We start from the raw sequence: 21837 nt of genomic DNA on the forward strand, positions 1-21837 counted from the left end.
CTGATGGCAAACTGCAAGAATTTCCAAGGTTTCGATATGAGTGAAGATGCACAAGATGTGGTGCTGGTCGTCGAAGACGAGCCGGCCATTCGCATGATTTTGCGGGACTACCTGGCCGGGGAGGGCTACCACGTGCTGGTTGCCGAAGATGGCGAGCAGGCGTTTGCCATCCTGGCCAGCAAGCCGCACCTGGACCTGATGGTGACTGACTTTCGCTTGCCCGGTGGCATTTCGGGGGTGGAAATCGCTGAGCCCGCTGTCAAGTTGCGACCGGACCTCAAGGTGATCTTCATCAGCGGCTATCCAGCGGAGATCCTGGAGTCTGGCAGCCCGATCACCCGCAAGGCGCCCATCCTGGCCAAGCCGTTCGACCTCGATACGTTGCACGACAAGATCCAGACCCTGCTGCGCTGACAGCGGTAGGTTGCAGCAAAGCGGCTGGCCACGGGTCGAGCGATCAGTGGCCTGGTTCCAGTTCAACCGCAGGATTGCGCGTCAATGGGCGAACCGCTTGGCCCCGGCAACACACAGCACCGCACCCACCGTCACCGACACCATGGCCCAGCTCACCTGCTCGTGCAACAACAGCGCCGCCAACCCCAACCCTATGAAGGGCTGGACCAACTGCAGTTGGCCTACCGCCGCAATCCCGCCCTGGACGAGCCCGCGATACCAGAACACGAATCCAATGAACATGCTGAACAACGCTACATAACCGAAGCTGAACCAGGCAGAGGCGCCGACTTGCGTCAGGTTTGCCAGGGTAGGCATGGTGATGATCGCCAACACCAGCATCGCTGGCAGGGCAAGCAGCAACGACCAGCTGATCACTTGCCAGCCGCCCAGTGTGCGGGACAGGCGTGCACCTTCTGCGTACCCCAATCCGCACACCACCACTGCCGCGACCATCAATCCATCACCCAGTAGCGAACCCTGGCCTACGGAAGTTGATGCATATCCCGCCACCAACCCGGCACCTGCCAACGAAAATGCCCAGAATAACGGCCTGGGACGCTCGCCACCTCGCAGCACGGCAAAGCCAGCGGTGCACAGCGGCAGCAGCCCCACAAACACAATGGAGTGGGCCGAGCTGACGTGCTGCAAGGCCAATGCAGTCAGTAGCGGAAACCCGACCACGACGCCGAGCGCCGTCACGCCCGGGATGACCAATCGCCTCGCCCAGGCCGGGGCTGACGCAGCAAAATCAGACAACAAGCACCCACTAACGCGGCAATGGTTGCCCTCGCGCAGGTCAAGAATGTTGGTTCGAACGCCGTCACGGCAACGCGTGTTGCGGGCAAGGAGCCTGCGAAAATCACCACGCCGATGAAACCGTTGATCCAGCCGCTTGCTGTTTTCTGCATCTCGCACTCCTTGTCATTGATGAAGCCAGTACAGCACCAACGTGCGCTTTGATGCCATGTACAATCCAGTACAGTTTGGCGGAACTGTCAGGTATCGATGGGCAGTACAGGTGAGAGGATTTCAGTGAAAGAGCACAGCACACGCATTCGAAAAATCATGACTGAAGTCCATGCGCGCATCGCGGCCCGTACCTATTTGCCCGGTGCACGAATACCTTCAGTACGGGCAATGGCGCAAAGCATGCAGGTTTCGGTGTCGACTGTGGTCGAGGCCTACGAACGACTGGTGGCCGAAGGCGTAGTCCATGCGCGCCGTGGCGCCGGGTTTTATGTGGCAGGGGTCGCGGCGCCCTTAGTGCTGACCGAGGTGGGGCCCAAGCTTGAGCACGAAGTCGACCCGCTGTGGATCTCTCGCCAGGCGCTCGAACCCGCTGGCGGCACGTTGAAACCTGGGTGCGGCTGGCTTCCTGCGCAATGGATGTTCGAGGCCGGGGTGCGCAAGGCGCTCAGGGCTACTGCGCGCTCGCAAGCCGAGCAAGTGGTCGAGTATGCATCGCCGCAGGGCCATCCGCCGCTGCGTCATTTTCTGTCGCGGCGACTGGCAGGCTTTGGCATCGACGTGCCGGCAGAGCAGATCATGCTCACCGAGTCCGGCACGCACGCCATCGACCTGATCTGCCGTTTTCTGCTCCAACCCGGTGACACCGTACTGCTCGACGATCCCTGTTATTTCAACTTCCATGCCTTGCTCAGGGCCCACAGCGTCAACGTCGTCGGTGTACGTCAGACCCCTACTGGCCCTGACATCGATGCATTTGGTGCTGCCCTGGCGGCGCACTCGCCACGGCTCTACATCACCAATTCCGGTATTCACAACCCAACAGGTGCCTCCCTGTCACCGGGCACTGCACACCGGCTGCTCAAGCTCGCTGAGGCCGCGAGCTTGTTGATCGTCGAGGACGACGTTTTTGCTGACTTCGAGCATACGCCTGCGCCCAGGCTCGCGGCCTTCGATGGCCTGGCGCGGGTCATCCAGATTGGCAGTTTTTCCAAGACCGTCTCCGCTTCGGTCAGGTGTGGGTACATCGCCACGCGTCATGACTGGATTCAGAGCCTGGTCGACCTGAAGATCGCCACCACGTTCGGGGGCGGTCGCCTGGCAGCGGACATCATTCACCATGCGATCACCGGCAGCGGCTACCGCAAGCATATGGAGAACGTGAGGATGCGCCTTGCCATCGAACGGGACAGGACGGCTGAAAAGCTCAAAGCGCTCGGCATCATCCCCTGGCTGATGCCACAGGCAGGGCTGTACCTGTGGTGCCGTCTGCCGCAGGGCAAGGACGCCGCCGCGTTGGCCAAGGTGTGTTTGAACGATGGTGTGGTGTTGGCACCTGGGAACGCTTTCAGCCAGTCCCGGACGGCGGGGGACTATGTGCGTTTCAACGTCGCGCAGTCAGCCGACGGGAAAATCTACGAGGTACTGGCTCGGGCTCTGGATGCCTGAACCCGGCGCCTGGGCTTGCCGGCTGCAGGCCGCAATGCGGCCCATGGCAACCATGACGCCCGAGCTTTTCTGAACCCTCCTCAAGCGGGCAGTGCCCAACGTATCTCCAGGCTCACGCAGGCTAGCCATCATGGATCACCCAGAAATCATTCACCACGGCGCCCGCGAGGGCGTGACCGGCTCATGCCATCAAGTCTGGATGGACCAGACGGCCAGCTTGCTGATCGACTGCGGCGCCTTTCAAGGCGAGGACGAGGGGCAAGGCGGGGAGGGCTTGACCCTCGACTTCACCATCGATGGCGTCAAGGCCCTGATCGTGACCCATGTGCATCTGGATCACGTCGGGCGAATCCCACATTTGCTGGCTGCGGGTTTTGAGGGGCCGATCCTGTGTAGCGAACCGTCAGCCCAACTGTTGCCCATCGTACTCGAAGACGCGTTCCGTCTAGGTATCAGCGACGATCCGGAGCAACTGGAACTCTATCTCAAGGTGGTGGAGCAGCGCACCATCGCCTTGCCTTACGGCAACTGGTTCACGCTCCACGAAACCGAGGGTGCCCACTGCAAAGTCAGGCTGCAACCGGCCGGCCATGTGCTGGGTTCGGCGTATGTGGAACTCGAAATGACAGGGCCGGATGCCACTGCCCAGCGGGTGGTCTTCAGTGGTGACCTGGGGGCGCCGCATTCCCCGCTCTTGCCAGACCTGACCCCTCCCGAGCGCGCTGACCTGCTGATTCTGGAAAGCACCTACGGCGACCGCCGCCACGCCGACCGGGAGCACCGGCGTGAACGCTTGCAGGCTGTCATCGAGCGCGCCTTGCAAGATCAGGGCACGGTGCTTATCCCGTCTTTCTGTATTGGCCGCACCCAGGACTTGCTCTACGAGCTGGAGGAAATCCTCCACGAGCATGAGCTGGCGGGGCAGGACCAGACCAACAGCGGCCCTGAGGTGGATTGGCCACATTTGCCGATCATCCTCGATTCACCATTGGCCAGCCGTTTCACGCAGGTCTACAAAGGTCTGCAAGGGTATTGGGACGAATCAGCCCAGGACCGCATCAAGGAGGGACGCAAGCCCCTGTCCTTCAAGCAACTGATCACCATCGACAGCCATGAGGAGCACCAGCGCATCGTTCAGCACCTGGCCGAGACGGCCCGGCCGGCCATCGTCATCGCGGGCAATGGCATGTGCTCGGGTGGGCGTATCGTCAACTACCTCAAGGCGATGCTGGGTGATGCCCGGCACGATGTGGTCTTCGTCGGTCACCAGGCCCATGGCACACCTGGCCGGGACATCCTGACCCACGGCCCGGAAGGCGGCTACGTCATGCTGGACGGCGAGCGCATAGACATCCGTGCCGCAATAGAGCGCGTGGAGGGCTATTCAGCCCACGCCGATCAGGCAGATCTGGTCGGTTTCGTCACGCGCATGCAGGCCTGGCCGTCGCATATCCGCCTGATACATGGAGAGCCTGAGGCCAAGCAGTGCCTGGCTGGCGTTCTGCAAGCGCGTTATCGCGAGAGCGGTCACGAGGGAAGTGTGCACATCCCCTGATGGTTGGCGACCAGAAAGTCCACGAACACCCGCACGCGTGCGGGCATGTTCGGTCCACCGGCAAAGACGGCGTGAATCGGTTCACGGTCGCCTGGGTTGAAGGCCTCGAGCAGTGACACCAGGCGCCCGCTGGCCAGGTCATCGGCGACGGTGAAGGTGCCTATCCGGGCGATGCCTGCGCCCAGCCTGGCCAACTGGGCCAGAGCCTCGCCACTGCTGCATTCGATGTTGCCGCTTACTTTCAATGCGAACTCGCGCCCGTCACGTACGAACGGCCAGTCCGAGGTGGCGCGCCTGAAGTTGAACCGCAAGCAGTTGTGCTTGGCCAAGTCTTCGGGCAGCAAAGGGGTGCCCCGCCGGCTCAGATAGTCCGGCGAGGCCACGATCACTTGGCCCGTTTCATCGATTTGCCGAGCATTCAGCGTACTGTCTGGCAGCGCTCCGAAGCGCACGGCCACATCGGCCTGCCCACCGAGTACGTCGGCAACTTCGTCACTGAGGGTGAGATCAACCAGTACCTGCGGGTACTGCACGCTGAACGCCGCCACCAAGGGGACGATGCGCAGCCGGCCATGCCCAAGTGCAGCGCTGACGCGAACCCGACCGCGCGGCACGCCCTGGTCGGTAATGGCCTGCTCCACTTCCTGAAGGTCGGTCAGTACACGGCGTGCCCCTCGCAGGTATGCCTCGCCTTCTGGCGTGAGGGTAAGCGCGCGAGTGGTGCGCAGCATCAGCCGTGTCCCCAGACGCTGCTCGGTACGCGCCAATATGCGGCTGACGGCAGAGGGGGTCAGGCCCAGTGCACGGGCGGCGGCGGACAGGCTGCCTGCTTGCGCCACTTTGGTGAACACTTCCATCTCGCCTGATCGTCCTGTCAGATCCATTTGTGCCTCGTACGCAAAGGTGGTTCGCACAATCGCTATCTAGTGCCTTGGTGAAACAGATCGTAGCATTTACGGCACAGATAAGGAGTTAAGCCATGCGTATCAACCCACCCCTTGTAGCGCTCGCCATGGGCGCATTCGGTATCGGTGTTACCGAGTTCGCCCCCATGGGCATGCTGCCCAGCATCGCCACTGACCTGGGCGTTTCCATTCCGGCCGCTGGTCTGTTGGTCAGCGCCTATGCACTGGGTGTACTGATCGGCGCCCCGCTCATGACCCTGGCAACCGTACGCGTACCGCGCCGATACCTGCTGATCGGCCTGATGGCCATCTTCACCTTGGGCAACCTGATGTCGGCCCTGGCCAGTGACTACGCCAGCCTGTTGGTCGCACGGGTGGTGACCTCGCTCAACCACGGCGCCTTCTTCGGCATAGGTGCCATCGTCGCGGCCAGCGTGGTGCCCGCCGAGAAACGTGCCGGCGCCGTGGCTGCAATGTTCATGGGCCTGACGCTGGCTACCATCGGCGGCGTCCCTCTGGCGACCTGGTTTGGCGAGTTGCTCGGCTGGCGCACGGCGTTCTGGGGCATAGCCGGACTCGGGTTGGTGGCGATGACCACGCTGTGGTATGCCTTGCCCAATGTGCCATCGCCCAAAGGCGACGGTGCACTGGCCGAGATACGTGTGCTGACCCGTGGGCCCGTGTTGGCTGCCTTGCTCCTGACCGTGGTGGGTTCCAGCGCGATGTTCACGGTGTTTACCTACATCGCGCCCATCCTGCAAAACGAAGCCGGCGCCTCTACTGCATTCGTCACGTCCATGCTGGTGCTGTTTGGTGTTGGCCTGACCCTGGGTAACGTATGGGGCGGTAAAGCGGCGGACCGTTCCGTAGATCGAACCCTGATCATCTCGCTCGCCGTGCTGATCGCGGTGCTGCTGGTGTTTCCACTCGTGCTAGGCTCGTCCCTGCTGACCGCTGGCGCAATCCTGGTTTGGGGCGCAGCCAGCTTTGCCCTCGTGCCGCCCCTGCAGATGCGCGTGATGGAGGCCGCCAAGGACGCACCGAACCTGGCATCGGCTGTGAACATCGGTGCTTTCAACCTGGGCAACGCCATTGGCGCTGCCTTGGGGGGCGCCGTGATCAATGGCGGCCTCGGTTACTCGGCCATCGCGTTGGCCGGCGCTGGCACTGCGGCGCTGGGCTTGATAATGGTGCTGACGTTCGCCTGGCGAGGCCGTCACCAGGTTACCCAGGTCGCGGTCTGAGGCATGGGCCTTCGCCAAGGCCGCTGCTAGCGGTCAGGGCGTGCCGTTACGCCCATGTTCGTGATAGGCCGGGCGCTCGCTCAGGCGCTCGTAATACTCGCGCAAGGCAGGCAGCTGAGGGTGTTCGAGCGGCGTTTCGAACCAGCGGTTGACCGACAGGCCAATGGGAATGTCGGCCAGTGTGAAGTCGCGCCCGGCTACAAAGGCGCCGGTGCGGGCCAGTTGGCGCTCGAGAATGAGCATGTTGCGCCCCCACTCGGCGCAGCCGTTGGCCAGGGCATGCGGGTCCTGATGGGCAGGTGAATGCCGAACCAGCGACAGGAACGCATAGCGCCAGGAGGCGTTCAGGTCCGAAGCCTGCCAGTCGATCCACTGGTCGATCCTGGCCCGGGTGCGGGCCTCAAAGGGGTAGAACGCTGCTGCGCCATAGCAGTTGGCCAAGTAGCGAATGATGCTGTTGGACTCCCACAAGGTGAAGTCGCCGTCCTGGATGACGGGGATCATGGCGTTTGGGTTGAGCGCAAGAAACGCTTCGCTGTCGGTTGCCTGAAAGCCCGATCCCCAGTCCTCACGCACGAACGGGACCTGAAACTCCGCGCACGCCCACAGCACTTTGCGAACGTTGATCGATGAGGCTTTGCCCAGTATGCGCAGCATGTTGCCATCCTTGTAGGCGGTGTTTCGATCCTCGGTTACCGAGGGCAAACGGTCAAGAGGCAGCGATCATGTAGGCTCTTTCTGAAAATGCGCGCATGCACTTGCTGGTCGTTGTGCTCAGGGAAGCACCTGCCTAGTCTCGGGTCTCCAGACAGGAGAGCAAACAGCATGGACAACGACCCCACCCGACCAACCCAAGGCCCCACCGTGGTCAACGCAGCCCGACGTTTCGCAAGCGCCGGTTCCGACCTGGTCCAGATGAAGCCAGCGTTGCCCTTGCGTACTGCCTTGATGGAAGCATCCACCATCATGGGTTCCATCACCGAGCTTACCCGCAAGGCCATCGACAAGCCCGCAGACCGCAAGAACGCGATGCTTGCCACCTGCTATCTGGCCGCCATGGCCAAGGCCCTTATCGACGGGCAATTGCAGGCGTTGCGCAATGTTCGTGAGGACGATGTCGAACGATAGCGGTCAGGCGCTTGCCTGGGGGCTGCGAACTTGGCACCCTTGGCGGCGCGTATCGCCTGTAACTCGACAAAAGGAAGAGTGCATTGAGCTGGGACAAGGTGGGGAAACTCCTCGTAGCCGTTCTGATCGGGCTGGCGGCCCTGTTGTTCGTCTACAAGGCAGTGGTGGGCAGCCCGCGCCTGGAAGCGTCGCTGACCTACGCCTACCTGACCTATCCAGGGCAGTTCAGCGAGCGCATCAGCAAAGCCAGCGAGCAGCTCAAGTACGAGCAGTTGAGTGCACGCATAAACACGATCGGCCAAGGGCAACTGAGCCGTGATCAGGTCGACCGGCTGGTGGAGATAGCCCAGGCGCCTTATGCCCAGCTGTTTGCAAAACCTTTCGAGGCCGGCCTGGTCGACCACCGGACTGGCTTGCTCATCGAGTTGCAGAACACCGGCAATGCACCCGTGGACCAGGTGAGGATTCGCTTGCCGTCCAAAGGCCTGGTGCAAATCCGCGATTCGGCCGGCAATGACACCTTGCTTGAAGCTGCCACTGCTCAGCTTGAGATCCCGGCGATAGAGGCCGGTGGCTCCAGCAAGGTCTGGGTGTATTTCGATGCTGATTATTCGCAGATACGCCAGAGTGGGGTCGGTATCAGCTACGCCGAAGGCACGGCGGATATTCAGGTGTATCAGTCGGTCACCGGCTTCCCGGCCTGGGTTGCCCGCTACAGCACAGAGCTGATGGGGCTGTTGACTGTCCTGGGGGTGAGCGTGCTGGCGCTGGGTTACGCCTGCCTGTCCCGCCGGCGGCCGTCCTAGGCTCTGTGTGAAAAGCCTTGATACTCGGTGATGCTGCGTTGAAAACAGCCTGGATCGCCAGCCCGGTCGGAATGCTCATTTACAACCTGTAAAGTCGAACGCGACTCCGACCGTTCCTCGGCTGTTTTCGCCTTGCCTGACCTTCGTCTCAAAACTTTTCACACAGAGCCTAGGCGTTACTCAAGCGCCAGTGTCGTGCAGTGCCAGGCTCTGACGCAGGTGCTCCAGCAAGGCCAGGCGCACCGATTGCGGTCCCTGAACGCGGATCGCCCCGGCCTGGGACAGCAGCCAGCCCATCAACGCTCGATCATCCGCTACCGTCGTCACCAGGATGGCACCGCCGTTGGGCAGGACTGTGAGGCGCATGCCCGTACCCAGCGGATGCATTTCCAGATGATGATAGAGCGACTCGTCGACCCAGGCGTGCAATTCCACTTGGACAGGGGCCTCACCTGGCGCGGGCGAGGGGCTATCGCGCAACTTGCGTCCGGGCTGCCAGTGCCAGCTATAGGGCATGCACGCGCTGTTGCACTGCAAAGGAAACAGCCCTGCCAGCTCCACCAGGTCACGCTCGACCGTACGTTTGGTCGTGGCATGACCTGCGCTCGATAGCGCCGCCTGTAACTGCGTGCAGCTCATGCCGGGATGGCGAGCCGGCAGTAGCTTGAGGAGTTCCCACTGGCGGGCGATGGTATGACGCGATGACTGACTGGGCAAAGGCTCGTCCTTGAGGGCAGACAATGAAAGCCTACTGGTGGCTTCAAGCTACCGGGCAGGATACCGCCTCGGGGGACCTGAACCAAGCCATTCGTGTGAGTGGCGCATAGGAAGGGGCGAGGGCGCCTTTGTGTTTGGAGCGTCACCCCTGGGTCAATGACACAGGGGCGATGGGGCGGGTCTCGAATATCATCTATTCAGGTAACGGCTCAGCGTGCGCATGACTCAGTTGAGCGCATGGGCCATACCCTGGTCTTCACCCAGGAAGCCACCGCTCTGATGCTGCCACAGCCGTGCGTAAGTGCCATTCTTTTCCAGCAGCTGGGCGTGCGTGCCTTGCTCGATGATGCGCCCCTCATCCATCACGATCAGGCGGTCCATGGCGGCGATCGTGGACAGGCGATGGGCGATCGCAATCACTGTCTTGCCCTCCATCATCTCGTCCAGGCTTTCCTGGATGGCGACCTCCACCTCAGAATCCAGTGCACTGGTCGCCTCGTCGAGCAGCAGGATGGGGGCGTTCTTGAGCATCACCCGGGCGATAGCGATGCGCTGGCGCTGCCCACCGGACAGCTTGATGCCACGCTCACCGACCATGGTGTCGTAGCCGGTGCGGCCCTGTTGGTCGCTGAGCTGACTGATGAACCCGTCAGCTTGCGCGTCACGGGCAGCCGCCCGGATTTGCGCCTCGGTGGCATCTGGCCGTCCATAGGCGATGTTCTCGCCAATGGTGCGGTGCAGCAGTGACGTATCCTGGGTCACCATGCCGATGGCGCTGCGCAGGCTGTCCTGGGTGACCTTGGCAACGTCCTGACCATCGATACGGATCTGGCCACTGTCCACGTCGTAAAAGCGCAGCAGCAGGTTGATCAGCGTGGACTTGCCTGCACCGGAACGGCCGACCAAACCCACTTTTTCACCCGCCTTGATGTGCAGGCTGAGGTCGGTCAGTACCTGGCGTTCACCGTTGTAATTGAAACTGACCTTGTCGAATGTCACCGCGCCACCACGGGTCACCAGCGCAGTGGCGTCCGGGGCGTCCTGCACTTTCGGGCCGCGCGTCAGGGTGGCCATGCCGTCCTGAAGTGTGCCGATGTTTTCGAACAATGAGGTCATCTGCCACATGATCCAGTGCGACATACCATTGATGCGCAGGGCCATGGCGGTGATGGCCGCCACAGCGCCGGTGCCCACCTGGCCCTGGTGCCATAGCCACAGCGCATAACCGCCTGCACCGAGAATCAGCCCTACCACCAACGCCTGGTTGACGATCTCGAACTGGCTCACCAGACGCATCTGCCGGAAGCCGGTCTGCTTGAAGTCCTCCATGGCCGCCCGGGCAAAATGGGCTTCGCGCTTGGAGTGCGAGAACAACTTGACCGTGGTGATGTTGGTATAGGCGTCGGAAATGCGCCCAGTCATCGACGAGCGCGCATGGGCCTGCTCTTCACCTACTGCGCCCAGGCGTGGAACGAAATAGACCATTGCCAGCCCGAACAGCACCAGCCAGGCAATGAATGGCAGCATCAGTTTCAAGGCAAAGCCGCCGGCCAGGGCGATGATGGCGATGAAATAGACGCCAATGCCAGGCAGGATCTCAATGACCGTGAACAGTACCTCGCGCACGGCCAATGCAGTCTGCATCACCTTGGTGGTGACCCGCCCGGAAAACTCATCGGAGAAGAACGACAGGCTCTGGCGCAGCATCAGCCGGTGAAAATCCCAGCGCAGGCGCAGCGGCAGGTTGATGGCCAGTACCTGGTGCTGGACCATGGTGCGTAGCGCCACCAGGCCTATGCTGATCACCAGGACGATGCCAATTCCCCACAGTACGTGACTTTCCTGAGCGGCAGCGGTGTCGCCGGCCTGCCAGGCCGACAGCAGGTCCACCACCTGGCCAAGGAAGCTGAATAACCAGGCTTCATACAAGGACACGCCGGCACTGAGCAGGGCCAGCGCCAGAATGTAGCCGCGCGCCCCACGGGTACACGCCCACAGAAACGGCACGAGGCCAACGGGAGGCGGCGGTACCTCATCAGGAGGGAAAGGGTCGAGCCTACGCTCAAAGATACGAAGCATGCAGTGTCTCCGGGAAAAACGAATGGCGTGGCAGCGCTGGTACTGCACCAGCAGTGCCCGCCTTTACATAGACACAACGAGTGTCCATCTGATCAAAAATCTCAGCGTCATTGGCCTGCGTGAGGCACCACGTGCTCAAGGCCTGTTGCATCGGCCAGTCAATCAGCCTCTGTCGCCATGCCCTGTGCAGGCAGAAGAGGCACGAGCGTGTCCGCAAGCCAATTCATGCCCTGGGCGCTGGCCTCATTGGATTCATGGCGGGAAAGTGTGCGTATCTGCATGCTGACGGTCCGTGTGGGCAAGCGGTGAGGTCATAGTACCAGCGCTTGTTTCTGGCAATTGCAAAGGAATGTATTCGTGCCCGCCTGAGCGTGCAGCGAGGGAGTTGCCGGTCAGTCCTGCTCGGCCGAACGGATACTTAGGCCTGAACGCTCATCGACTTCCTGCATGGATGGGGCTAGCCTCGTGCCAACCTGCCCAGCCTGGATCGAACAACGTCCTATGCCTGCCGTTTTTTCCGACTTACCGTCCCTTGGCGCCCTGCGGGTATTTGAGGTCGTGGCACGGCACCTCAATTTTCGCCTGGCCGCTGCAGAGCTGGGGGTTACCCAGGCTGCCGTGGCTCAGCAGATTCGGGGGTTGGAGCGCGCCTTGGAGGTACGCTTGTTCGAACGCCTGCCTCGAGGCCTGGCATTGACCGACGCTGGCCGTGGGTATAGCGAAACCGTGCGCACTGCGATGGGCATGCTCGATGAGGCGACACGCCGGCTGCGCCCTGCGCCTTCCCATATCACCGTCAGCGTGACTCCTACCTTCGCCGCCAAGTGGCTGATACCCAGGCTCGGCGGACTGGCCGAGCGCCACCCGACATTGGATGTGCGAATACTGGCCACCGATCGGCTGTCGCATTTTCATACCGACGGCGTCGACCTTGCCGTGCGCTACGGGCGCCCGCCTTTTGGGCCAGGGCTTGAGCAGGCACTGTTGATGGCCTCGGAAATCATCGCGGTGGCGAGCCCCACCCTGGTAGTGGCGCTTGGCCCGCCTGAAGACTTCGCAAGCCTGGAGCGCTATGTGGCCCTGAGTGATGCCCATGATTGGTGGCCGTCTTACCGTGCGCAGGTCTATCCCGGTCACCCCGCCGTCTGTGCAAGGTCTGTCCAGTTCAACCAGACGTCGCTTGCCATCGACGCGGCCATTGGCGGGCAGGGCATTGCGCTGGCGGAACGCGCCTTCGTTGCGCAGGACATCGACGCCGGGCGCCTGGTCCAGGTCGCCGAATCGCAGCTGCGCCCAGACAAGGCGTTCTACCTGGTATGGCCCCGCAAAGGGCGAGAGACGCAGCTGCTGCAGTGGGTCATCGACTGGCTCAGGTCTAATGCCGGTGATAGAAAAACTACTGGCTGAGGCATTGGTAGCTGTCTCCCTCACTTCTCTGCCCCTTGGTAGCCTGAGTCCTGTACGCACTTAATGCCCATCACAGGAGGCAGCATGACAATCGAAAAGGTTGCAATCATCACCGCAGGCGGCAGCGGCATGGGCGCGGCGGCAGCCAGGCGCCTGGCCGCCGATGGCTACAAGGTCGCGATTCTTTCCTCCTCTGGCAAGGGCGAGGCCTTGGCCAGGACGCTGGGCGGGCTGGGCGTGACGGGTAGCAACCAGTGCACGGATGACCTTGAGCGGTTGGTCGACGAGGTCATGCAGCGGTGGGGCCGCATCGACGTGCTGGTCAACAGCGCGGGCCACGGACCTCGGGGGCCGGTGCTGGAGCTGAGCGACGCCGACTGGCATGCCGGCATGGACACCTACCTGCTCAACGTCATCCGGCCCACACGCCTGGTCACGCCAGTGATGCAGCGCCAGGGCGGCGGGGTCATCGTGAATATCTCCAGTGCCTGGGCCTTCGAACCCAGCGATCTGTTTCCCACTTCCGCCGTGATGCGTGCAGGGCTGGCGGCGTTCAGCAAACTCTTCGCGGACACTTACGCACGTGACAATGTGCGCATGAACAACGTGCTGCCGGGATGGATCGACAGCTTGCCGGCCACCGAGCAGCGTCGCGACAGCGTGCCGCTCAAGCGCTATGGCAGCAGCGACGAAATCGCCGCCACGGTCGCGTTTCTGGCCAGTGATGGCGCCGCCTACATCACCGGGCAGAATATCCGGGTCGACGGCGGCCTGACCCGAAGCGTCTGAGTTGAACGATGCGCTCAAGGCAGGCTCACAACCCCAAAGGGTTTCTCAGGAGCAGTGTGATGAGTATCAAACGCAGTATCCCTGAACTCGCGGCCTGGTATGCCCAGTACGACGACATCAGCTACCGCCGTGAGTCACCCGATGCCTACCACCACGAACTGGTGCGTACCGCCGAAGCGTTGCGTGACGATGGCATCATCGATTGGGACGATTGGCTGGCGCTCAAGGCATTGGCCGACCAGGCGCATGTGCATGCCCTGGAAGATGCCGTGCACGCCCATGTGATCGACCCTGACACATGAAAGCGCTGAGGATCGCCACGTTCAACATCAACGGCATTCGCAGCCGACTGCCAGCGCTGCTGGCCTGGCTCGAACGTGAAAAACCCGATGTGGTCTGCCTTCAGGAGCTCAAGGCACCCGACCAACAGTTCCCGGGTGGGGCCCTGGAGGCCGCTGGCTACGGTTGCCTGCACCTGGGCCAGCCTGCCTGGAACGGGGTGGCGATCCTGGCGCGCGACAGCGAGCCGCTCGAGGTACGGCGAGGCTTGCCGGGCATGGAGGACGACACCCAGAGCCGCTACTTGGAGGCAGCGGTACATGGTGTGTTGGTCGGGTGTTTGTACCTGCCCAATGGCAACCCGCAACCAGGGCCGAAGTTCGACTACAAGCTGCGTTGGTTCGAGTGCCTGATCGAGCATGCCCAGCAGTTGCAGGGCAGTGGTCACCCCACCGTCCTGGCTGGGGACTTCAATGTCGTGCCCACGGACCTTGATATCTACGACCCCAAGTCCTGGCGCAAGGATGCACTGCTGCAACCCGAATCGCGCGATTGCTTCGAGCGCTTGCTGGCCAGCGGCTGGATCGACGCCATCCGGCACCTGCATCCGCAACAACAGGTATTTACGTTCTGGGACTACTTTCGCAACCACTGGGCACGTAATGCGGGCCTGCGCATAGACCACTTGCTGCTCAACCGGGATTTGGCGCCATACCTCAAGCGTGCGGGTGTCGATGCCTGGGTGCGCAATGAGCCCAAGGCCAGTGACCATGCTCCGACCTGGATCGAGCTGGGGAGTCGGCGTAGCCGCAAGTCAGCTTGAGCCAGTTAGTCAGGATGGGTGCTGTCCCTATCTCTGGGCTATGAGGCTTCGTGTGGGAGCGGTCCTTGTGCCGCGATGGGGCGCGAAGCGGCCCCAGGATTTCAGCTTCGCCGCTGACGTTGCCGGGGCCGTTTCGCGGCCCGTCGCGGCACAGGGGCCGCTCCCACAAGGAGATTGCTAGCTTGTTGGCGTACTCACATCATCTACGTATTCGACTTAATGAACGACGTAAACACGCATGAGTCTACTTGATGCTTTCTCTTAGCATGACTAATACTAAGGAACGGCCGGTGAGGGATGATCATGCAGATGCGCTTCGTTGTGGTTCCAGCAGTACCGCAAACCAAAGAATGGCTGCCACGGCGACTCGGCTTTCCATCATCGTTAGGGGAGGGCTACGACCTGTACGACACCCAGGACAAGGTCAGGCTGAGTCTAAACCTGCCGACTCGCGCACAAGCTGAATACGAGTGCAGCTGTCGTAACGGCTGCGAAGTGGCCGATGACCTGACCAGAAGCGGCTGAGGGCATGCCCAGCCCGATCAAGCCAGGTAGTCGTTGAAGAACTCCAGCGTGGCCAGGTTCTTGTCCTTGCATTCGAACATGATGTCGAACCTGTCCAGAAACTGCAGTGCGTAGTGGTTCGTCCAGCGGTTCCACATGCGAGCGCTGTGGGCATACAGGTCGCGTTTGTTCACCTGTTCCAACAACTCATCGATCACCAGCTTGCGATCAGGGTCGAAACCCAGCGCCTGCAGATGCTCCGGGGGCTGAGAGTAGTGCATGGTCGGGCGTACGCCTCGCCAGCTTTCGATCACCCGCTCCACTCGCCCATCGTTCGGGTCGATGTAGTCACCCTCATGGATCCAGCAATGGTGGATATCCAGCACCACCGGCGCCAGGTCCGCCAGCGCCAGACAGTCGTCGAGCCCATAGGTCTTCTCGTCGTTCTCGAAGGTGATCACGTTGCGGGCCACATCCGACAGGCGCGGCCATACGGTGCGAATACCCGCACCGCCCAGCCGGCCGGCAATGTGCACATTGCATTTGAAGTCCTGGAAGACCTGTCCGTAGCCCATCATGCGGATCATGTCGGCATGGTATTCGAACTCGGCCAGGCTGTTCTCCACCACATCGGGGCGGTCTGAGCCCAGCACGCAATACTGCCCAGGGTGAAACGACAGGCGTATCTCCCTGGCGCGTGCGAAAGCACCGATGGCGGCGAAACGTTCGGTCATCAGCGCTTGGAAATCCGCCTCGCGGTAAACGTGGGCCACGCTAGGGTGGCTGTACAGCGGTAGCAGGTCGCTGCTCAGGCGCAGCATGCGCAGCGCCTGGGGCAGCTGGGCCACGTAGTCGAGCAAGCGCAGCTGGGCCTGGAGATTGTGTTCAACCAGTTCCAGCAACTTGTTCCGGGCCGCCTCGCGGGAGGCGCCCGAGACCCAGCGCAGCGTCGTGCTGCGCGGGTTGAACGTCCGCTCGATGGTCTCCAGCTCCTTGACCGACAAGCTGCGGTGGGGGTGCCGGTACATGCAGGCGAAACCCAGGCGTGGCATGCAAATACTCCAGAGGGCTGGGCCCGTTTACAGCAGTTTGTCCAAGGTAATCGGGAACTCGCGTACCCGCTTGCCCGTGGCATGGTAAATGGCATTGGCCACAGCCGCGGCTACGCCCACCACGCCAATCTCGCCCACCCCTTTGGAACCCAGTTCGTTGACGACATCATCATGCTCTTCGACGAAGAGCACCTCGATATCGCCAATGTCGGCGTTCACCGGTACGTGGTACTCGGCCAGATTGTGGTTGAGGATGCGGCCCAGTGCATGGTCGGTCTGGGTTTCTTCGTGTAGTGCCATGCCGATGCCCCACACCACGCCCCCCAGAATCTGGCTGCGCGCTGTCTTGGGGTTGACGACCCTGCCTGCCGCCACCGCACTGACTACGCGGTTGACGCGCACGGTGCCCAGGTCTTCGTCCACCGATACCTCGACGAACACCGCCGAATGGGTGGCCGTGGAGTAGGGCTTGCGCTTGTCGTCTGGGCCCGCCTCTACCTGCACCTCGAAGCAGGCCTGCTGGGTACTGGGCAGCAGGTCGGCAAGGGCGAAGCAATGCTCATCGGCGCTCACTTGGCCACCTGCAATCACGAACGCGGAATCGCCCAGGCTGGCCAGGCTCGGGAGCTGTTGCCTGGCCTGCTCGACAACCTGCTTGCGCAGCTCCAGGCAAGCTTTGCGTACGGCGGAGCCGACGGAAGACACGGTGAATGACCCGCCTTGCAACGGAGCCTTGGGCAAGGAGGAATCGCCCAGCAGGAACGTCACATTGGCCATGTCGAGGCCTGCGGCGTCGGCGGCGATCTGCGTCATGACGGTATAGGTGCCGGTGCCAATGTCGGCGGTGGCACTGCTGACGGTCAGGTGCCCGTCGCAGCCCAGACGCGCCTTGGCGCTGGCTTGCATTTGCATGGCTTCCCATACACCACCGGCCATGCCCCAGCCTATGCGCTGGTTGCCGTCACGCATCGAGCCGGGCGTAGCCTGACGCTTGTGCCAACCGAAACGCTCGGCCCCTTGCGCGTAACAGGCCAGCAGTTCCTTGCTCGAGTAAGGCTTGCCCTCGTTGCCGTTGTGGCTGGCAAAGTTGCGTCGCCGTAACTCGACCGGGTCCAGCCCGGCTGCGCAGGCCAATTCGTCCATGGCGCACTCCAGCGCCAGCACGCCTGAACCTGCACCCGGCGCGCGCATGTCCAACGGGGTGTAGACGTCCAATGGCGCCAGGCGGTAGCTCAACGCAACGTTGTCGCACTGGTACAGCATGCCGCTCCACTCGACGACGTGTTCGGCAAAGTCTTCAAAACGTGACGTCTGGCCAATGGCGTCGTGACCAATGGCAGACAGGCGGCCTTGCGCATCGGCCGCCAGACGCAGGCGCTGCTGTGTGCGTGGTCGATAGCCAAAGGTAAACATCTGCTGGCGGGTCAAGGTCACGCGAACCGAGCGCATCAGGTGCAGGGCAGCCATGACCGCCAGAGGCAGCTGATACTGCGGACGCAGGCCCGAACCGAAGGCGCCACCGACGAAGGCTGCCTTGACGCGCACTTTTTCCTTGGGCAGGCCAAAGACGTTGTGCACGTATTCCTGGCAATTCTGCGTGCCCTGGGTTTTGTCATGAATGACCAGGCTACCATCGAGTTGGTAGCACACGGTGGAGGCATGGGGCTCCATCGGGTTGTGGTGCTCGTTGGCCGTCCAGTAGGTGGCGTCCACGCGGGTAGGGGCACTGGCGTACTGGCCAGGGAAGTCACCGCGCGGCTCAGGTGTTTCAGCCGGCGCATCGTGCGCTTGACCCAGCACCTTCTCAAGGTCGGACTCATGGCTTTCCTGGCTGTAGTGGATCTCGACCAGCGAACCTGCATGACGGGCGATTTCCAGCGTCTGTGCTACGACCAGTGCAACGGGCTGGCCGCTGTAGAACACGCGGTCGTTGAACAACGGTCTGAAGGGCGAGCCCTCGGCTGCATCATCGTCGCTGTAGTCATCGTCGTAGCTGGAAATACGCGGACGGTTGATGTGGTCCAGCACCGCCACCACGCCTGGTACCTGCAGCGCTTTCTCGCTGTTGACCTTGACCACCCGGCCACGGGCGATGGTGCTGGAAACGACGCTGCCGTGCAGCAGGCCTTCTTCCGGGTAATCGGCGGCATAGCGCGCCTGCCCGGTGACCTTGGCCGCGCCGTCGACGCGGTCCGCTGGGGTTCCTACTACTTTGCTCATTGTGCGTCCCCCTCGAGGCTGCCGCCGGCGGCGGCCTCGTTCAATGCCCGAATGATGGCTTGTTGAGCCAGCTGCACCTTGAAGCCGTTCTGGCTCAGGGGCTGTGCCCCTTGCAGCAGGGCAGTGGCCGCTTGGGTGAACAGCTCGGAGCTGGGCGCCTGGCCGTGCAGCGTGGCTTCCACAGCTTCGTTGCGCCATGGCTTGTGGGCCACGCCACCCAGGGCGATGCGGGCCTCTTGAATTAACCCGTTTTCGATGCGCAGGGCAGCGGCAACCGAGACCAGCGCGAAGGCGTAGGAGGCTCGATCACGCACCTTCACATAGCGGAAATGTTCGGCAAAGCCTTGGTCGGGCAGCTCGATGGCGGTAATCAGCTCATCAGGCGCCAGGTGGTTGTCCTGCTGCGGCGTATCGCCGGGCAGACGATGGAACTCGGCGAACGGAATCTGGCGTTTGGCGGCAGGCCCTTGCACATGCACCACGGCCTTCAGGGCAGCCAGTGCCACGCACATGTCCGAAGGATGAGTCGCCACGCACGCCTCGCTGGCGCCGAGAATCGCATGAATGCGATTCAAGCCGCTGCGTGCTGGGCAACCGCTGCCGGGTTCACGTTTGTTGCAAGGCGTACCGGTGTCATAGAAGTAGTAGCAGCGCGTACGTTGCAACAGGTTGCCGCCGGTGCTTGCCATGTTGCGCAGCTGCGGCGATGCACCGGCCAGGATCGCTTGCGACAGCAATGGGTAGCGCTGGCGGATGAGCGGGTCCCATGCCAGGTCCGCGTTGCTGACCAATGCGCCGATCACCACACCGCCCGCGTCGCTGGGTTCGATGCGGTTGAGTTCCAGCCCTGTGATGTCAATCAGTCGCTCGGGCCGCTCGACATTTTCCTTCATCAAGTCGACCAGGTTGGTCCCGCCTGCAATGAAGCGCGAGGACCCATCGGTCAGGCGCAGCGCCTCTTCCACCGAGGCCGGCTTGTGGTAGCTGAAAGGGGTCATGTGCGCGCCCTCTTGATCAGCGGCAGGGCCTGCTCGACGGCGGCCACGATGTTGCTGTAGGCGCCGCAGCGGCACAGGTTGCCGCTCATCTGCTCGCGGATGTCGGCACGGGTATGGGCGTGTCCTTCATTGGCCAGGCCCACGGCCGAGCAGATCTGGCCAGGTGTGCAGTAACCGCACTGGAAGGCATCCTGGCTGATGAATGCCTGCTGCATGGGGTGCAGTTGGTCACCCTCGGCCAGGCCTTCGATGGTGACGAGGTCGGCACCTTCGCACATCACCGCCAGGGTCAGGCAAGCGTTCACCCGGCGACCATCGCGCAGCACGGTACAGGCCCCGCATTGGCCATGGTCGCAACCTTTCTTGGTGCCCACCAGGTCCAGCTGCTCACGCAGCAAGTCGAGCAGGGTGGTCCAGGGTTGTACCGTCAGGGCCTGGGGTTGGCCATTGAGGGTGAAGTTCAGGGTCTGCTGTGCAGTGCCCTGTTCAGGGAGTGCAGTCATGGTAGGTCCTCACGGTTCGATTGCGCACAGTGGGCTGTGTCTATGGAGTGCGACTGGTCAAGCGCCCGGAACGTTCATCCCAAGCGCCAGGCCCTTGTCATTTCTTGGCAGGCAGTACCGCGCTCAGCACCTGCTTGGCGGTCTGCACGATCACGCCGGCCTCATCCGGGTCACCCTTGAGCAAGGTGGTTGCGAACTTCCTGACCTGCTCGAGTTTCAGGTGCGGTGGCAGTGGCGCTACGTTGGGGTCAGTCTTGAACTCGATCAGCACCGGGCGATCAGCTGCCAGTGCGCGCTCCCAGGCGGGGGCGACATCTTCCTCGCGCTCGACGTAGATGCCCTCAAGACCAATCGAAATGGCGAACAAGTGATAAGGCACGTCGGGTATCGATTGAGAGGCTTCGAACTTCGGATCGCCCTCCATCACGCGCTGCTCCCAGGTCACCTGGTTGAGGTCTTCGTTGTTGAACACCGCGCAGATCCACGTGGGGCTTTCCCACTGCTGCCAGTATTTGGCCACAGTGATCAGTTCGGCGAGGTTGTTCATCTGCATGGCGCCGTCGCCCACCAGGGCGATCACTGGCCGGGTCGGGTGGGCGAACTTGGCAGCAATGGCGTAAGGTACGGCCGCGCCCATGCAGGCCAGGCCGCCCGACAAGGAGCACTGCATCCCCTCACGGATCATCAGGTCCCGGGCGTACCAGTTGGCGCACGAACCCGAATCACTGGATATGATCGCCAAATCTGGCAGGCGCGGGGATAGCTCGTGCACCACTCGCTGCGGGTTGATCGGGTCGGCCTTGACCAGCGCGCGTTTGGTCAATGTCTTGTCCCAGCTTGCGCGCCATTTCTCGATTTTCTTGCGCCAGCTGTGGTCTGGGCGCGTGTGCAGCAATGGAAGTAATGCCTGCAACGTCTGCGCGGCGTCACCGACCAGGTTCACCTCCATGGGATAGCGCAGGCTGAGCATGTCTGGCTGCAGGTCGATTTGAACGCCGCGCGCCTGACCTTCCTTGGGCAGGAATTCGGAATACGGGAAGCCAGACCCAATCATCAGCAGCGTGTCGCATTCGGCCATCAGTTTATAACTCGGCTCGGTCCCCAGCAGGCCGATGGCGCCCGTTACCCACGGCAGTGCATCGGGCAGAACGCCCTTGCCAAGCAGGGCCTTGGCAACGCCGGCACCCAGTTGCTCCGCCACGGCGGCTACCTCTTCACTGGCCCCCAGCGCGCCGGCCCCGACCAGGATGGCGACCTTGCGTCCTGCATTGAGCACATCGGCGGCGCGCTGCAAGTCGGCATCGAAGGGGACCACCTTGGGTTTGCTATAGCCAATGCCCGAGTGCACGGTGCCATGGGCACGGGGCGGGTCTTCGTAGGGCAGGTCCTGCAGGTCGTTGGGCAGGATCATGGCCGTTACGCGTCGCTCTCCAACGGCTGTGCGCACGGCGCGGTCCACCAGATGACGTACCTGTTGCGGCGTGGATGCCTGCTGCACAAACGCACCGGCGACGTCCTTGAACATCGAGACCAGGTCCAGCTCCTGCTGGTAATGACCGCCCAAGGCGGCACGCGCTTGCTGGCCCACGATGGCCAGGACCGGCTGATGGTCCATGCGCGCGTCATACAGGCCGGTGAGCAGGTGCGAGGCACCCGGCCCGGACGTGGCGATGCACACGCCCAACTCGCCGGTGAACTTGGCGTGGGCACTGGCCATGAAGGCGGCCATCTCTTCGTGCCGGGCCTGGATGAACTGGATCTTGGCGCCCGCGCGGTTCAGGGCGCCGAACACACCGTTGATTCCGTCACCTGGGTAACCAAAGATGCGGCGTACGCCCCATTGGTACAGCCGTTCGACCAGAAAATCGCCTACAGTGCCGCTCATCGTCTTCTCCTGCCGCGTCTCGGATAAGTTCTGGACTTGGCAGGGAAGACTAAAGTTTCAACGGACTTGAAG

At 62.3% G+C, this 21837-nt stretch carries 20 protein-coding genes and 1 pseudogene; 11 read left to right on the plus strand and 10 right to left on the minus strand.

All coding sequences use genetic code 11. From position 1 onward, the window contains the following. Nucleotides 1-36 precede the first annotated feature (36 nt). Entirely contained in the window at nucleotides 37-414 is a 378-nt protein-coding gene (locus tag ACK59L_RS01760; RefSeq protein ID WP_027914716.1) for a response regulator, read from the plus strand. An 81-nt stretch (nucleotides 415-495) separates the two neighbouring features. Here the strand turns inward: ACK59L_RS01760 and ACK59L_RS01765 are convergent. Next, a pseudogene (locus ACK59L_RS01765) lies at nucleotides 496-1364 on the minus strand (DMT family transporter). Between the two features lie 124 nt (nucleotides 1365-1488). On the opposite strand from ACK59L_RS01765, the gene ACK59L_RS01770 reads away from it, so the two are divergent. Together ACK59L_RS01770 and ACK59L_RS01775 are read left to right on the plus strand one after the other, a co-directional pair. Next, nucleotides 1489-2871 (plus strand): PLP-dependent aminotransferase family protein, encoded by a 1383-nt coding sequence (locus ACK59L_RS01770; protein WP_409271492.1) that lies wholly within the window; start codon nucleotides 1489-1491, stop codon nucleotides 2869-2871. A gap of 130 nt (nucleotides 2872-3001) precedes the next feature. Next, nucleotides 3002-4426, plus strand: coding sequence for an MBL fold metallo-hydrolase RNA specificity domain-containing protein (locus tag ACK59L_RS01775; RefSeq protein WP_409271494.1), 1425 nt, complete (start codon nucleotides 3002-3004; stop codon nucleotides 4424-4426). On the opposite strand, the gene ACK59L_RS01780 is transcribed toward ACK59L_RS01775, so the two are convergent. Further along, on the minus strand, nucleotides 4399-5310 hold the full coding sequence (locus ACK59L_RS01780) for a LysR family transcriptional regulator (protein WP_409271496.1): 912 nt from the start codon (nucleotides 5308-5310) through the stop codon (nucleotides 4399-4401). The genes ACK59L_RS01775 and ACK59L_RS01780 overlap by 28 nt on opposite strands. 95 nt (nucleotides 5311-5405) lie before the next feature. Here ACK59L_RS01780 and ACK59L_RS01785 point away from each other — a divergent pair, with 95 nt between their 5' ends. Continuing rightward, the gene (locus ACK59L_RS01785) at nucleotides 5406-6575 is read left to right on the plus strand and encodes an MFS transporter (protein WP_196134977.1); all 1170 of its coding nucleotides are present in this window, start codon (nucleotides 5406-5408) and stop codon (nucleotides 6573-6575) included. Nucleotides 6576-6608: 33 nt separating this feature from the next. Here the strand turns inward: ACK59L_RS01785 and ACK59L_RS01790 are convergent, their stop codons facing one another. Next, entirely contained in the window at nucleotides 6609-7232 is a 624-nt protein-coding gene (locus tag ACK59L_RS01790; RefSeq protein ID WP_409271498.1) for a glutathione S-transferase family protein, read from the minus strand. A gap of 168 nt (nucleotides 7233-7400) precedes the next feature. Here ACK59L_RS01790 and ACK59L_RS01795 point away from each other — a divergent pair, with 168 nt between their 5' ends. Both ACK59L_RS01795 and ACK59L_RS01800 read left to right on the plus strand, forming a co-directional pair. Further along, nucleotides 7401-7703, plus strand: a complete 303-nt coding sequence (locus tag ACK59L_RS01795; RefSeq protein ID WP_409271500.1) for a DUF3077 domain-containing protein — start codon at nucleotides 7401-7403, stop codon at nucleotides 7701-7703. An 83-nt stretch (nucleotides 7704-7786) separates the two neighbouring features. Then, the gene (locus ACK59L_RS01800) at nucleotides 7787-8509 is read left to right on the plus strand and encodes a hypothetical protein (protein WP_196134980.1); all 723 of its coding nucleotides are present in this window, start codon (nucleotides 7787-7789) and stop codon (nucleotides 8507-8509) included. 180 nt (nucleotides 8510-8689) lie between these two features. On the opposite strand, the gene ACK59L_RS01805 is transcribed toward ACK59L_RS01800, so the two are convergent. Both ACK59L_RS01805 and ACK59L_RS01810 read right to left on the minus strand, forming a co-directional pair. Next, nucleotides 8690-9226: a WYL domain-containing protein gene (locus tag ACK59L_RS01805; protein ID WP_196135035.1), complete on the minus strand. Its 537-nt coding sequence runs from the start codon at nucleotides 9224-9226 to the stop codon at nucleotides 8690-8692. A gap of 225 nt (nucleotides 9227-9451) precedes the next feature. After that, nucleotides 9452-11305, minus strand: coding sequence for an ABC transporter ATP-binding protein (locus tag ACK59L_RS01810; RefSeq protein WP_409271503.1), 1854 nt, complete (start codon nucleotides 11303-11305; stop codon nucleotides 9452-9454). Between the two features lie 501 nt (nucleotides 11306-11806). Here ACK59L_RS01810 and ACK59L_RS01815 point away from each other — a divergent pair. From ACK59L_RS01815 to ACK59L_RS01835, 5 genes are all read left to right on the plus strand, one after another. Continuing rightward, nucleotides 11807-12712 carry a LysR substrate-binding domain-containing protein gene (locus ACK59L_RS01815; RefSeq protein WP_409271505.1) on the plus strand — a complete coding sequence of 302 codons (906 nt, stop codon included), beginning with the start codon at nucleotides 11807-11809 and terminating at the stop codon, nucleotides 12710-12712. Nucleotides 12713-12796: 84 nt separating this feature from the next. Further along, nucleotides 12797-13501 carry an SDR family oxidoreductase gene (locus ACK59L_RS01820; RefSeq protein WP_058603925.1) on the plus strand — a complete coding sequence of 235 codons (705 nt, stop codon included), beginning with the start codon at nucleotides 12797-12799 and terminating at the stop codon, nucleotides 13499-13501. A gap of 59 nt (nucleotides 13502-13560) precedes the next feature. Further along, on the plus strand, nucleotides 13561-13803 hold the full coding sequence (locus ACK59L_RS01825) for a hypothetical protein (protein ID WP_409271507.1): 243 nt from the start codon (nucleotides 13561-13563) through the stop codon (nucleotides 13801-13803). After that, nucleotides 13800-14603 carry an exodeoxyribonuclease III gene (xth, locus tag ACK59L_RS01830; protein WP_196134984.1) on the plus strand — a complete coding sequence of 268 codons (804 nt, stop codon included), beginning with the start codon at nucleotides 13800-13802 and terminating at the stop codon, nucleotides 14601-14603. Before ACK59L_RS01825 ends, xth begins: the two co-directional genes overlap by 4 nt. 297 nt (nucleotides 14604-14900) lie before the next feature. Next, nucleotides 14901-15128, plus strand: coding sequence for a hypothetical protein (locus tag ACK59L_RS01835; protein WP_182139522.1), 228 nt, complete (start codon nucleotides 14901-14903; stop codon nucleotides 15126-15128). 17 nt (nucleotides 15129-15145) lie between these two features. On the opposite strand, the gene uvsE is transcribed toward ACK59L_RS01835, so the two are convergent. From uvsE to ACK59L_RS01860, 5 genes are all read right to left on the minus strand, one after another. Then, nucleotides 15146-16159, minus strand: a complete 1014-nt coding sequence (gene uvsE, locus ACK59L_RS01840; protein WP_409271510.1) for a UV DNA damage repair endonuclease UvsE — start codon at nucleotides 16157-16159, stop codon at nucleotides 15146-15148. Nucleotides 16160-16186: 27 nt separating this feature from the next. Next, nucleotides 16187-18379 carry a xanthine dehydrogenase family protein molybdopterin-binding subunit gene (locus ACK59L_RS01845; RefSeq protein WP_409271512.1) on the minus strand — a complete coding sequence of 731 codons (2193 nt, stop codon included), beginning with the start codon at nucleotides 18377-18379 and terminating at the stop codon, nucleotides 16187-16189. After that, entirely contained in the window at nucleotides 18376-19377 is a 1002-nt protein-coding gene (locus ACK59L_RS01850; protein WP_409271514.1) for an FAD binding domain-containing protein, read from the minus strand. The genes ACK59L_RS01845 and ACK59L_RS01850 overlap by 4 nt, the downstream gene beginning before the upstream one ends. Next, nucleotides 19374-19880, minus strand: coding sequence for a (2Fe-2S)-binding protein (locus ACK59L_RS01855; protein ID WP_058603931.1), 507 nt, complete (start codon nucleotides 19878-19880; stop codon nucleotides 19374-19376). The genes ACK59L_RS01850 and ACK59L_RS01855 overlap by 4 nt, the downstream gene beginning before the upstream one ends. 97 nt (nucleotides 19881-19977) lie before the next feature. After that, nucleotides 19978-21765: a thiamine pyrophosphate-requiring protein gene (locus ACK59L_RS01860; RefSeq protein ID WP_409271516.1), complete on the minus strand. Its 1788-nt coding sequence runs from the start codon at nucleotides 21763-21765 to the stop codon at nucleotides 19978-19980. Nucleotides 21766-21837 lie beyond the last annotated feature (72 nt).

Origin of the sequence: Pseudomonas sp. KCJK9111 (assembly GCF_046231935.1) — a bacterium.
Lineage (GTDB): Bacteria > Pseudomonadota > Gammaproteobacteria > Pseudomonadales > Pseudomonadaceae > Aquipseudomonas > Aquipseudomonas parafulva_B.

Excerpts from the sequence above, each read along its gene's own strand:
- ACK59L_RS01860 (WP_409271516.1), bottom strand. The coding sequence starts at position 21,765 with ATGAGCGGCACTGTAGGCGATTTTCTGGTCGAACGGCTGTACCAATGG.
- ACK59L_RS01785 (WP_196134977.1), top strand. The coding sequence starts at position 5,406 with ATGCGTATCAACCCACCCCTTGTAGCGCTCGCCATGGGCGCATTCGGT.
- ACK59L_RS01815 (WP_409271505.1), top strand. The coding sequence starts at position 11,807 with ATGCCTGCCGTTTTTTCCGACTTACCGTCCCTTGGCGCCCTGCGGGTA.
- ACK59L_RS01835 (WP_182139522.1), top strand. The coding sequence starts at position 14,901 with ATGATCATGCAGATGCGCTTCGTTGTGGTTCCAGCAGTACCGCAAACC.
- ACK59L_RS01780 (WP_409271496.1), bottom strand. The coding sequence starts at position 5,310 with ATGGATCTGACAGGACGATCAGGCGAGATGGAAGTGTTCACCAAAGTG.
- ACK59L_RS01845 (WP_409271512.1), bottom strand. The coding sequence starts at position 18,379 with ATGAGCAAAGTAGTAGGAACCCCAGCGGACCGCGTCGACGGCGCGGCC.
- ACK59L_RS01810 (WP_409271503.1), bottom strand. The coding sequence starts at position 11,305 with ATGCTTCGTATCTTTGAGCGTAGGCTCGACCCTTTCCCTCCTGATGAG.
- ACK59L_RS01825 (WP_409271507.1), top strand. The coding sequence starts at position 13,561 with ATGAGTATCAAACGCAGTATCCCTGAACTCGCGGCCTGGTATGCCCAG.
- ACK59L_RS01760 (WP_027914716.1), top strand. The coding sequence starts at position 37 with ATGAGTGAAGATGCACAAGATGTGGTGCTGGTCGTCGAAGACGAGCCG.
- ACK59L_RS01775 (WP_409271494.1), top strand. The coding sequence starts at position 3,002 with ATGGATCACCCAGAAATCATTCACCACGGCGCCCGCGAGGGCGTGACC.
- xth (WP_196134984.1), top strand. The coding sequence starts at position 13,800 with ATGAAAGCGCTGAGGATCGCCACGTTCAACATCAACGGCATTCGCAGC.
- ACK59L_RS01850 (WP_409271514.1), bottom strand. The coding sequence starts at position 19,377 with ATGACCCCTTTCAGCTACCACAAGCCGGCCTCGGTGGAAGAGGCGCTG.
- uvsE (WP_409271510.1), bottom strand. The coding sequence starts at position 16,159 with ATGCCACGCCTGGGTTTCGCCTGCATGTACCGGCACCCCCACCGCAGC.
- ACK59L_RS01790 (WP_409271498.1), bottom strand. The coding sequence starts at position 7,232 with ATGCTGCGCATACTGGGCAAAGCCTCATCGATCAACGTTCGCAAAGTG.
- ACK59L_RS01820 (WP_058603925.1), top strand. The coding sequence starts at position 12,797 with ATGACAATCGAAAAGGTTGCAATCATCACCGCAGGCGGCAGCGGCATG.
- ACK59L_RS01795 (WP_409271500.1), top strand. The coding sequence starts at position 7,401 with ATGGACAACGACCCCACCCGACCAACCCAAGGCCCCACCGTGGTCAAC.
- ACK59L_RS01855 (WP_058603931.1), bottom strand. The coding sequence starts at position 19,880 with ATGACTGCACTCCCTGAACAGGGCACTGCACAGCAGACCCTGAACTTC.